This window comes from Streptomyces sp. Isolate_45 (assembly GCF_024721315.2).
Classification (GTDB): Bacteria; Actinomycetota; Actinomycetes; order Streptomycetales; family Streptomycetaceae; genus Streptomyces.
Genome location: NZ_JANFAK020000223.1, coordinates 1 through 11,099, shown reverse-complemented (window position 1 = coordinate 11,099; position 11,099 = coordinate 1). Strand labels below are relative to the sequence as shown.

Sequence of the window (11,099 nt, the reverse complement as noted above, 5' to 3'; positions counted from 1 at the left end):
CCCCCCCCCCCCCCCCCCCCCCCCCCCCCCCCCCCCCCCCCCCCCCCCCCCCCCCCCCCCCCCCCCCCCCCCGGCGGGGTGCGCGCCTCATACGACGCGCGCGCTCCGGTTGATGGCGTCGAGCAGTTCCGCCTGGCGCAGCAGGACCGTTTCGGGGCGGGCCCCGACGCGGACGTCCGCGACGAAGGCGGCGACGGAGCGGAGCACCTGGTCGTCCGGGGCGAGGCCGATCTCCTCGACGCCGGTGGAGCGTTCGAGGCGGATCGTGGGCGGGTGCGCGGCGGGCGGGGTGAAGGCCCGGTCGACGGTGACGCGTCCCAGGCTGCCGGTGATCTCGTAGGCGCTGCGGTAGCCGTGGTCGAGTCCGAAGGAGAGCTGCGCGGTGACCCCCTCGGGGGTACGGAGCAGGGCCGTGCCGGCCGTGTCCACGTGCCGGCCGGGGCCGTCGGGGCCGCCTCGGGTGAGGACGGCGCCCTCGGTCTCCAGCCGGTCCCCGAGGAAGTGCAGGGCGGCCCGGACCGGGTAGACCCCGGTGTCCCACAGTGCGCCGCCGCCGAGGGCGGCGTCGTAGCGGATGTCCGTGTCCGGGAGCCGGGGGATGGTGAACTCGGCCCGCAGCGAGCGTGGTTCACCGATCGCCCCGCCGTCCACGAGGGCCCGGACGGCGGCGTGCTGGGAGTGGTGGACGAACATCACGTTCTCCCGCAGCACCAGTCCGGCGGCCCCGGCCAGGTCCACCAGCCTGCGGGTGGTCGCCAGGTCGGTGGTGAGGGGCTTCTCCGCGAGGACGTGCTTGCCCGCGCGCAGCGCCGCCTCCACCCATTCGGCGTGCAGGGCGGCGGGCAGCGGGACGTACACGGCGTCGATGTCCGGGCGCGCCAGCAGGGCCCCGTACCCGGTGACGGCCTCGCAGCCCGCCTCCTCGGCCGTCTCGCGGGCCCTGGCCGCGTCGCGGGCGGCGACCGCGACGAGTTCGATGCCGGATGCCGCCCGCAGGGCGGGCAGCATCCGGCGGCGTGCGATGTCGGCGCAGCCGATCACGCCGATGCGGACGGGGTCCATCAGAGCGTTACCGCCCCCGAGGTCAGGCAGGAGAGCAGGGTGCGCGCCTGCACGTTGAGGTAGTGGTTGTGCCGCAGCAGGCCCGTGAGCTGCGCCGGGGTTGCCCACAGGTAGCCCGGAGGGGCCTGGAGCGGGGCCTGGTCCTCGTCGGCGTCGAGGAAGAGGTAGCGGCTCTCCGCGTTCAGGAACCGGCCGCCCTCCTCGGAGTGCAGGGCCTCGTAGCGGATCCGCGCGGGGTCGGCGCCGAGGACCAGGTCGAGGAACGGCGGGCGCTCCTCCCGCGGCAGGTGCGCGTAGTTCGGCGGCGTGTACTGCACCGTCGGACCGAGTTCCACCGTGTCGGCGAACCCGCCCTCGACGCGGGCGTGGACCAGTAGGTGGGGCACCCCGCCGATCCGCCGGGTCAGGAAGGCGGTGACGCCCACGCCCGTCGGTTCGAACAGCGGCTGCGTCCAGCCCGAGACCTCGCGGCTGCCGGCCTGGACGCCGACCGCTACGACGCTGAAGTAGCGCCCCTCCTCGTGGTCGATGGAGTCCTCGCCGCGCTTCCAGCCGGGGATGCCCGCGAGCGGGACCCGTTCGGCGCTCACGTCGTGACGGGAGCGTTCGGTGGTGAACCAGGACAGCAGCTCGGTGTCCGAGTGCAGGGCGACCCCTTCGGTGTCCTGGAGGGGCGCGCAGGCCAGCACGGTGCGGGCGTCCATGTTGACGACGTTGTCCTGGCGCAGCAGCTCGCCGATCTCACCGAGGGTCAACCAGCGGAAGTCGTCGTGCTCGGGGACGTCGCCGACCGCCTCGACGAGCATGTTGCGGTTGCTCTTGCGGTAGAACCAGGAGCCGTGTTCGGACTGGAGCACGTCCGCCAGTACCCGGCCGCGACCGGGTTGGGTGAAGTACTCGATGTAACGGACGTCGGCGCCCTTGTGGGCCTTGGTGTAGTTGCTGCGCGTGGCCTGCACGGTCGGCGACAGCTGGAGCAGGTTGCGGTTGCCGGGCTCCATCTTCGCCTGCATCAGGAAGTGCGGGACGCCGTCGAACTCCTTGACCAGGATGCCGAGGATGCCGACCTCGGGCTGGCGGATGATCGGCTGGTGCCACGTCCGCTCGCGGCCGTCGGAGCCGGTGGTGACGCGCAGGCCCTCGACGGTGAAGAACTTCCCGCTGCGGTGGCCGAGGTTGCCCGTGTCCGGGTCGAAGGACCAGCCGTCCAGGTCCGCGAAGGCGATCCGGTCCACCCGGAAGCGGTGTGCCCGGCGGCGCTCCTCCAGCCAGGCGTGGACGTCCGCGGTGTGCGCCGCCGCGCCCCGCGCCGCGCCCGTTGACCGGGACAGCCGCAGCGGCAACCCCTCGTCGACGCGGGCGACCAGGGCCGGGGAGGCGGAGGCGGCGGCCGGGACGGTCGTGGGGGCGGTCACGCGTGGCCTCCCACGAACTCCTTGACGGAGGCGATGACGTAGTCGAGCATCTCGTCCGTCAGCGCCGGGTACACGCCGATCCAGAAGGTCTGGTCGGTGATGATGTCGCTGTTGGTGAGGTCGCCGACGATGCGGTGCGGCTGGCCGATGTAGGCCGGGTGGCGGGTCAGGTTGCCCGCGAACAGGCGCCGCGTGCCGATCTTGCGGTCCTCCAGGAAGTCGACCAGGGCGGCCCGGCTGTAGGGCGCGTCGGGGTCCACGGTGATCGCGAACCCGAACCAGCTCGGGTCGCTGCGCGGGGTGGCCTCGGGCAGGATCAGGTGCGGTACGCCGTCGAGGCCGTCCCGCAGCCGGCGCCAGTTGCGGCGGCGGGCGTCGCAGAAGTCGTCGAGCTTGTCGAGCTGGGTCAGGCCGAGGGCCGCCTGGATGTCGGTGGCCTTCAGGTTGTAGCCCACGTGCGAGAAGATGTACTTGTGGTCGTAGCCCTCGGGGAGGGTGCCCATCTGGTACTTGAAGCGCTTGAGGCACTTGTTGGTCTCGCCGGGTTCGCACCAGCAGTCCCGGCCCCAGTCGCGCAGCGATTCGATGATCCGCGCGAGCGCCAGGTTCGAGGTCAGGACGCAGCCGCCCTCGCCCATGGTCAGGTGGTGGGCCGGGTAGAAGCTCACCGTCGTGATGTCGCCGAAGGTGCCGGTCAGCTGCCCGTCGTAGGTGGAGCCGACGGCGTCGCAGTTGTCCTCGATCAGGTACAGGTCGTGGTCCTGCGCCAGCTGCGCGATCTCGGCGACCTCGAAGGGGTTGCCGAGGGCGTGCGCGATCATGATGGCGCGGGTCTTGGGGCCGATGGCCTGCGCCACCCGCTCGGCGGTCGTGTTGTAGGTGCCGAGTTCGACGTCGATGAAGACGGGGACGAGCCCGTTCTGGATGATCGGGTTCACGGTGGTCGGGAAGCCGGCGGCGACCGTGATGACCTCGTCGCCCCGCTTGAGGGCACGGTCCTCCAGCAGGTGCGAGGTGAAGGCCGTCATGGCCAGCAGGTTCGCGGAGGAGCCGGAGTTGGCCAGGTGCGCCTTGCGGTGCCCCATCTTCCGGGCGAACCGCGACTCGAACCTGCGGGAGCTGGGCCCGGCGGCGATCCGCATCTCCAGGGCCGCCTCGACCAGGGCCGCGCGGTCACGCTCGTCCAGGACCGCGCCGGCGGGCCAGATCTCGGTGGTTCCGGGGACGAAGGGCCGCTGGTCCTGCGCGTCCTGATGGAACTTCGCGGTCTCGTCGAGGATGAGTCCCTTGTGGACGTTCATGACGTGGTTCCTTCCCGGCTCTGTCGGCCGAAGTCGTCGCTCTGGTGTTTCACGGCCTTCCACCAGCCGGGGTTGTCGCGGTACCACGCGACGGTGTCGGCCAGCCCCTGCTCGAAGGAGACGCGCGGCGCGTACCCCAGCTCCTCGCGGATCTTGGTCTCGTCGAGGGCGTAGCGCAGGTCGTGCCCCTTGCGGTCGGCCACCCGGCGGACCGCGGAGGCGTCCGCGCCGCACAGGGCGAGGAGGCGTTCGGTGATGTGCAGGTTGGTCTGCTCGTTGCCGCCGCCGATGTTGTAGACCTCGCCGGGGCGGCCCTTGTCGAGGACGAGGGCGATGGCCCGGCAGTGGTCGTCGACGTGCAGCCACTCGCGGATGTTGCGCCCGTCGCCGTACAGCGGGACCTGGAGGCCTTCGAGCAGGTTGGTGACGAACAGCGGGATCAGCTTCTCGGGGTGCTGGTGGGGCCCGTAGTTGTTCGAGCACCGGGTGATCGACACGTCGAGGCCGTGGGTCTTCCAGTACGAGCGCGCGATCAGGTCGGAGGAGGCCTTGGACGCCGCGTACGGTGAGTTGGGCAGCAGCGGCCACTCCTCCGTCCAGGCACCCTCGGCTATCGAGCCGTAGACCTCGTCGGTGGAGACGTGCACGACGCGCCGGACACCGGTGGCCAGCGCCGCGTCGAGGAGGGTCTGCGTACCGCCGACGTTGGTACGGACGAACTCGGCGGCGGAGTGCACGGAGCGGTCGACGTGCGACTCGGCCGCGAAGTGGACGATCGCGTCGTGGCCGGGCAGCAGTTCGCGCAGCAGCGCCTCGTCGCAGATGTCGCCGCGGACGAAGTCCAGCCGGGGGTGCGCGGCGGGCAGGTTGTCCCGGTTGCCGGCGTAGGTGAGCTTGTCGAGGACGGTGACCCGGGTCCCGTCGTGGCCGTCGTATCCGCCGTCGAGCAGGGTCCGGACGAAGTGCGAGCCGATGAACCCGGCTCCGCCGGTGACCAGGAGCCTCATTCCGCCACCTCGAAACGCGTCCGTCCGAGGGCCCCGATGACGAGGTGTGCCATGTTCGTTTCTCCTTGTGGGGAAAGGGGGGGAAGGGGTCGGCGCCGTCAGGCGGATCGCGCCTCGTTCGAGTGGTTGTCGCGCCAGGTGCGCGGGCCGAGGAAGCCGCGGACCCGTTCGGGCCGGTGCCAGCCGGCCAGGGTCGGCCCGCTGCCCGTCGTACCGCCGTACTGGCCGTCGTGGGCCGCCGCCCGGGCGAGTACGACGGCGGTCAGGGCCGCCAGTTCCTCGGCGTCGGGGCGCCCCTTCACCACGCGGATCATGTGTTCGGGCTGCTGTGTGTCCACGGACCGCTCCTTCTGGTGGGCCGCGCCGCCCGCGCTCACTGCGGCGGGTTCCCGTGCTTGCGGGCGGGCAGGTCGGCGTGCTTGGCGCGCAGCATGGCCAGCGAGCGGATCAGTACCGAGCGGGTGTCGCGCGGGTCGATCACGTCGTCGATGAGGCCGCGCTCCGCCGCGTAGTACGGGTGCATCAGCTGGTCCTTGTACTCCGCGATCCGCTGCGCGCGGGCGGCGTCGGGGTCCTGCGCGGCGGCGATCTCGCGGCGGAAGACCACGTTCGCGGCGCCCTCGGCGCCCATCACGGCGATCTCGTTGGTGGGCCAGGCCAGCGCCAGGTCGGCGCCGATGGAGCGGGAGTCCATGACGATGTACGCGCCGCCGTAGGCCTTGCGCAGGACCAGGGAGATCCGCGGGACGGTGGCGTTGCAGTACGCGTACAGCAGTTTGGCGCCGCGCCGGATGATCCCGTTGTGCTCCTGGTCGACGCCGGGCAGGAAGCCGGGCACGTCCACGAGCGTGACGAGCGGGATGTTGAAGGCGTCGCAGAACTGGACGAACCGCGCGCCCTTCTCGGAGGCCTCGATGTCGAGGACGCCGGCCATCGCGGCGGGGTTGTTGGCGACGACGCCGACCACGTGCCCGTCGAGCCGGGCCAGCGAGCAGACGAGGTTCGGCGCCCAGGCCGGATGGACCTCGAAGTGGTCGCCGTCGTCGACGACCTCCTCGATGACCTTGCGGATGTCGTACGCCTGCCCGGACTGGACGGGAACCAGGTCCAACAGGGCGTCGTTCGGCCGGTCGGCCGGGTCGCCGGAGTGCTCGACGGGGGCCAGCTCGCGGTTGTTGGAGGGCAACAGGGAGAGCAGGTAGCGGACCTCGGCGATGCAGGTCTCCTCGTCGTCGTACGCGAAGTGCGCGACGCCCGAGGTGGCGGCGTGGACGTCGGCGCCGCCCAGCCCGTTCTGGGTGATCTCCTCGCCGGTGACGGCCTTGACCACGTCCGGGCCCGTGATGAACATCTGGGAGGTCTCCCGGACCATGAAGACGAAGTCCGTGAGCGCCGGCGAGTAGGCGGCGCCGCCCGCGCAGGGGCCGAGCATCACGCTGATCTGCGGGATGACGCCCGAGGCCCTCGTGTTGCGCCGGAAGATGCCGCCGTACCCGGCGAGGGCGGAGACGCCCTCCTGGATGCGGGCGCCGGCGCCGTCGTTCAGCGAGACCAGCGGGGCACCGGCCTTCTCGGCCATGTCCATGATCTTGTGGATCTTCTCGGCGTGGGCCTCGCCCAGCGCCCCGCCGAAGATCCGGAAGTCGTGGGCGTAGACGAAGACCGTACGGCCGTCGATCGTGCCCCAGCCGGTGACGACGCCGTCGCTGTACGGCTTCTTCGCCTCCAGCCCGAAACCGGTCGCCCGGTGTCGGCGCAGCGGCTCGACCTCGGTGAAGGAGCCCTTGTCCAGCAGCAGCGCCACGCGCTCGTGGGCGGTCAGCTTGCCCTTCGCGTGTTGGCGCCCGGTCGCGCCCTCGTCGCCGCTCCGTGCGGACTCCTTGATCCCGTTGAGCTCGTCGATCCGGGACCGGATCGTTTCGTCCGCTCTGGACATGGTTCTCCCACCCTCTCTGTGGGTCGACGGTCAAACGGTGGTGGCGGTGAGCGCGCCCACGGCACGCGCGAGTCGGTCCGCGGTGTGCGTCGTGTGGACGTGGGCGGCGGGCAGGATGCGGCGCACGAGGGCGCCCAGCACCTGTCCGGGTCCCACCTCCACGAAGCGGTCCGTGCCCGAGGCCGCGAGCGTCTCGACGGCCCCGGTCCAGCGGACCGGGCTGGTGAGTTGGGTGCGCAGGGCGACGACGGCCTCCGCCGCGGTGGTCACCCACCCGCCGGTGACTCCGGAGACCAGCGGGACGGCCGGGTCGCGGAACTCGGTGGCGATCAGCGTCTCGGTGAACTCCGCCTCGGCCTCGCCCAGCAGGCTGGAGTGGAACGGGCCGCCGGTGCGCAGCCGCGCCACCCGCGCCCCGGCCGCGCCGGCCGCCGCGGCGACGTGCGCCACCGCGTCGGCCTGCCCGGAGACGACCGTCTGCCGCGGCTCGTTCTCCCCGGCCACCTCGACGACCTCGCCGGTGGCGGCGCGGGCCTCGGCGCACATGCGGGCCAGGTCCGTGCGGCGCAGGCCGATCACCGCGGCGGTGGCGCTGCCGATCCGGTCCCCGACGGTCGCGACGAGTTCGCCGCGCAGCCGGACCAGCCACAGCGCCTCGGTCCATTCCAGGACGCCCGCCGCGACCAGCGCCGCGTACTCCCCCAGGCTGTGCCCGGCGACCGCGTCCGGTTCGAGGCCCTCGCCGCGCAGCACTTCCAGTACGGCCAGGCTCGTCAGGAAGACGGCCGGTTGGGCCACCGCCGGGTCCTCCAGGTCCTTGGCGGATCCCTCCCAGCAGAGCCGGGCCAGCGGGATGCCGAGGAGGTCGTCGGCGGTGCGGTAGTAGGTGTCGGCGAGGTCCGGCCGCAGGGCGAGCAGTTCCCTGCCCATGCCGGCGCATTCGGAGCCCTGGCCCGGGAAGACGAAGGCGGTGCGGGTCATCCGGTCACGTCCTTTTCTACGGTCGACTGGCGGGGGACGTACGGCCTTGCTCCGGTGCGGTGGCGCCGCACGCGGTGTGCCCGACGGACAGCCAGGAGTCGGGCACCCAACGGACGTCGACCACCTTCGGGGGCGGTCCGGCCACCGCGACGGCGGCGGCGTGGGTGGCGTCGGCGGGAACGCCGGCCATGGTCCAGCCGGCCGGATGACGGTCGTGGTCGGTGCCGAGGTAGTCCTCGGCGGGGGATCGGCTCAACCCTGTCCCGAGCCCCTTGAGGAACGCTTCCTTGCGCGTCCAGATCTGGCCGAAGAGCTGCCTGCGCTCCTCGCCCGCCTCGGTCTCGGCGATCTCCTTCTGCTCGTCGGGGTGCAGGGCCCGGGAGCAGATGTCCACGGTCTCGGCGCCGGGGAGCTTCTCCACGTCGACACCGATGGGCACCGTGGCGACGCCGACCATCGCGACTCCCCCGCTGTGCGAGAGCGAGTAGTGCAGCGGTGGCGGCGGGGGCGACAGGGCGGGGCGGCCGTGTGCCTCGCCGCAGCCGGGGCAGGGTTCGCGCATGAAGCGCACGTCCTGGGGGGCGGTGGCCGTGTAGCGCCCGAGGAGCCGGCGCACCGCGACGTGGGCGGCGGCGTAGAGCAGGCCGTCCGCCTTGCGCATGAACGACTCGGTGCGCGCGCGTTCCTTGTCGTCCAGCTCGTCCATGGCCAGGGCCTCGGCGTCGGCCCCGATGGGCCGGCGGACGAGCCACAGGTCGACGCGGTCGGCGGACAGGGTGAACCCGGGTGGTGCGAGGTCCTGGTGGTTGACCACCGGGCGCCCGGAGGGCAGGAGGGTCGTCAGCGTCATGCCGGCACCGGTGCCCCGTGCAGGTGCGCGTCGGGACCGATCTGGCCCGCGAGGCAGTCGATGAGTTCCTGGGCGCTGTTGGCCAGCAGCAGGCGCTGGAGGTTCACGTCGACGCCGAGCGTCGACTCCATCCGGTACTGGAGTTCGATCCCCGAGATCGAGCCGATGCCGAGGCAGCCCATGGGGCGGCCGGTGGTGTCGACGAGGTGGGGTTCGATGCCGAGGATGCGGCCGAGTTCCTCGCGTACGTACTGCTCCAGGATCCGGGTGCGTTCGCGCAGCCCGGCCGTGGTCAGTACCGCCATGTCGGGCCGGGTCATGTGGACCAGGCCGGTGTCGGTCTCGTATGTCTGTGACATGTGAAGTGTGTTCATGATGCTTTCCGGTTCGGGGCGGAAGGGGAGGGGTCGTCCCCTTCCGCCCGTGGTCGGGGCCGAGGGGGGCCGGGGAGCCGGCGGGTCAGGCCTGGTACGGGCTCTTCGCCCGGGCGTCGCGCAGGGCGGTCCCCCACCAGGCGAGCTGGTCGAGGAGCACCTTGGCGGCGTTCGCCGGGCCCTGCGGGTCCTTGGGCCGGCCGTCCTCGCCGAACTGCTCCCACGCTGAGTGGAAGCTGATCGCGTCGCGGACGGTGACGGCGTGCAGCTCGGCGAAGATCGGGCGCAGCTGCTCCACCGCGCGCAGACCGCCGGCCAGGCCGCCGTAGGAGAGGAAGCCGACCGGCTTGGCGCGCCACTGCGTGTAGTGCCAGTCGATGAGGTGCTTGAGGGAGGCCGGGAAACTGTGGTTGTACTCCGGCGTCACGACCACGAAGGCGTCCGCCTGTTCGAGGCGCGGCGAGATGGTGGCGAGCGCCGCGACGGCCTCCGGGGAGGGGGTGCTCGACAGGGCGGCGGGCAGCTCGTGCTCCGTCAGGTCGATCACGTCGACGACGAGGTCCTCGCGCCGGCGGGCCTCCTCGGCGAACCAGGCCGCGGGAACGGGTCCGAAGCGGCCTTCGCGAACGCTGCTGAGGATGACGGCGAGGCGCAGGGGCTCTCGGGACATGGCGGTGCTTCCTTTCGTTGACCGCTCCGTGCGGAGAGCGGGTCGGTGGGTCGGGCCGGACGGCCGAGCCCGCCGAGGGCGACGCAGGCGCCCACGGCTCCGACGGCGGTGACCAGCCCGAGCGCGGAGCCCGGTCCGGCCGTGTACAGCGCGGCGGCGAGCGCGACCGTGAGGACGGCGCCCAGCTGCACGCAGGTCTGGTAGAGGCTTCCGGCCGCGCCCTGGAGCGGCGCCGGGACGGAACCGGTCGCCTGGAGGTGCAGGGCGGTGAAGGCCAGGACGAACGCGGCGCCGACGAAGGTCATCGCCGGCAGCAGGTCGGCGAAGCCCGTGGCGGCGTCCACCGTCCGCGGCTGGATGGCGTAGCCGACGGGGGCGGCCGCCGCGCCCGCGGCGACGGCCCGCGCCGGGCCCAACCGGCCGGCGATCCGGCCGGAGTGCAGGGCGGTCAGGGCCAGCGGGAGGCCGGCGGGCAGCAGGGCCAGCGCCGTCCGCCAGGGACCCCAGCCGGCGCCGTGCAGCTGGAGGGTGACGATCAGCAGGAAGGCCACGTACGAGCCGTTGAGCGCGGCGGCGCCGGCCGCGGAACGCAGCAGCGGTGCGTGGCGCAACAGTTCGACGGGTACGAGGGGCCTGGCCGCCCGGCGTTCGGCACGCAGGAGGGCCGCGCCGAGCAGCAGGGCCGCGGCGAAGGCCGCGCCCGCCGCCGGTAGGTCCCGGCCGGGGCCTGCCAGGTGCGCCAGCCCGTACCCGAGGAGCAGGACGGCGCCGGTCAGACCGAGGCCGCCGACCGCCGCGTACCGGGCCGGTGTGCTCGGCCGCGCCGGACCGTCCGGGGGCGTCCCGTGCGGGATCAGCCGCAGGCCCGCGGCGAGCAGCAGTAGCGCGACGGGCGCCGGGAAGGCGGTCGTCCAGCGCCATCCGGCCTCCGTGAGGATCCCGGACAGCAGGAGCCCCGCGCAGAAACCGGCGGCGCCGAAGAAGGAGTAGAGCGACAGCGCCCGGCGGCGGGCGGCGCCTTCGGGCACGGCCGCCACGATGATGGCCAGGCCCGTGGGGGCGGTCAGCGCGACGCAGCATCCCTTCACGACGCGGGTCGCGGTCAGCAGGGCGGCGTTGTCCGTGGACGCGCCCGCCAGGGAGGCCACGGCGAAGACGAGCAGCGCGGCGAGGTAGACCCGGCGGCGGCCGAGCCGTTCGACGAGGCGGCCGCCCACCGGCAGGAGTCCGGCGAAGCCGGCCGCGAATCCGGTGACGAGCCACTGCGCGCCCGGCGCGGAGAGGCCGAGTTCGGCGCCGACGGACGGCAGCGCCACCAGGGTCGCGGACACCTCCAGGGCGTCGACCAGCATGTTCGCGGCCAGTACGGACACCAGCGCCCACCGGGCCCGGGGCCGCCCGGCGTCGGGCGCGGTTGTCGTCGGGGACTCCATGCTCGCGTTTCGCTCGGAGGGAAGGACGGGGGTGGGGCAAAGGGGTGGGGCGGGCCGCCGGGGAGGGTTC

The 11,099-nt window shown here is 73.0% G+C and carries 11 protein-coding genes; all 11 read right to left on the bottom strand.

Features of this window, described 5'->3' with window-relative positions:
• Window positions 1-87 precede the first annotated feature (87 nt).
• The 11 genes from NOD94_RS37625 to NOD94_RS37575 all read right to left on the bottom strand — a co-directional run bounded on the left by NOD94_RS37625 (window position 88) and on the right by NOD94_RS37575 (window position 11,029).
• The gene (locus NOD94_RS37625; RefSeq protein WP_281210741.1) at window positions 88-1,062 is read right to left on the bottom strand and encodes a Gfo/Idh/MocA family oxidoreductase; all 975 of its coding nucleotides are present in this window, start codon (window positions 1,060-1,062) and stop codon (window positions 88-90) included.
• Complete coding sequence (locus NOD94_RS37620) at window positions 1,062-2,393, bottom strand: NDP-hexose 2,3-dehydratase family protein (protein ID WP_281210743.1); 1,332 nt, start codon at window positions 2,391-2,393, stop codon at window positions 1,062-1,064. The genes NOD94_RS37625 and NOD94_RS37620 overlap by 1 nt, the downstream gene beginning before the upstream one ends.
• Window positions 2,394-2,473: 80 nt before the next feature.
• The gene (gene rfbH / locus NOD94_RS37615; RefSeq protein WP_281210740.1) at window positions 2,474-3,778 is read right to left on the bottom strand and encodes a lipopolysaccharide biosynthesis protein RfbH; all 1,305 of its coding nucleotides are present in this window, start codon (window positions 3,776-3,778) and stop codon (window positions 2,474-2,476) included.
• Window positions 3,775-4,785 carry a dTDP-glucose 4,6-dehydratase gene (rfbB, locus tag NOD94_RS37610; RefSeq protein ID WP_281210739.1) on the bottom strand — a complete coding sequence of 337 codons (1,011 nt, stop codon included), beginning with the start codon at window positions 4,783-4,785 and terminating at the stop codon, window positions 3,775-3,777. The genes rfbH and rfbB overlap by 4 nt, the downstream gene beginning before the upstream one ends.
• A 98-nt stretch (window positions 4,786-4,883) precedes the next feature.
• Complete coding sequence (locus NOD94_RS37605; RefSeq protein WP_281210738.1) at window positions 4,884-5,123, bottom strand: acyl-CoA carboxylase subunit epsilon; 240 nt, start codon at window positions 5,121-5,123, stop codon at window positions 4,884-4,886.
• A 35-nt stretch (window positions 5,124-5,158) separates the two neighbouring features.
• The gene (locus tag NOD94_RS37600) at window positions 5,159-6,721 is read right to left on the bottom strand and encodes an acyl-CoA carboxylase subunit beta (RefSeq protein ID WP_281210737.1); all 1,563 of its coding nucleotides are present in this window, start codon (window positions 6,719-6,721) and stop codon (window positions 5,159-5,161) included.
• 30 nt (window positions 6,722-6,751) lie between these two features.
• Window positions 6,752-7,702, bottom strand: a complete 951-nt coding sequence (locus tag NOD94_RS37595; protein ID WP_281210736.1) for an ACP S-malonyltransferase — start codon at window positions 7,700-7,702, stop codon at window positions 6,752-6,754.
• Window positions 7,703-7,718: 16 nt separating this feature from the next.
• Window positions 7,719-8,552 carry a 4'-phosphopantetheinyl transferase superfamily protein gene (locus NOD94_RS37590; RefSeq protein WP_281210735.1) on the bottom strand — a complete coding sequence of 278 codons (834 nt, stop codon included), beginning with the start codon at window positions 8,550-8,552 and terminating at the stop codon, window positions 7,719-7,721.
• Complete coding sequence (locus NOD94_RS37585) at window positions 8,549-8,911, bottom strand: acyl carrier protein (RefSeq protein ID WP_281210734.1); 363 nt, start codon at window positions 8,909-8,911, stop codon at window positions 8,549-8,551. The genes NOD94_RS37590 and NOD94_RS37585 overlap by 4 nt, the downstream gene beginning before the upstream one ends.
• Window positions 8,912-9,011: 100 nt before the next feature.
• Complete coding sequence (locus tag NOD94_RS37580) at window positions 9,012-9,566, bottom strand: NAD(P)H-dependent oxidoreductase (RefSeq protein WP_281210742.1); 555 nt, start codon at window positions 9,564-9,566, stop codon at window positions 9,012-9,014.
• Window positions 9,470-11,029, bottom strand: coding sequence for an MFS transporter (locus tag NOD94_RS37575; RefSeq protein WP_281210733.1), 1,560 nt, complete (start codon window positions 11,027-11,029; stop codon window positions 9,470-9,472). Before NOD94_RS37575 ends, NOD94_RS37580 begins: the two co-directional genes overlap by 97 nt.
• Window positions 11,030-11,099: the final 70 nt, after the last annotated feature.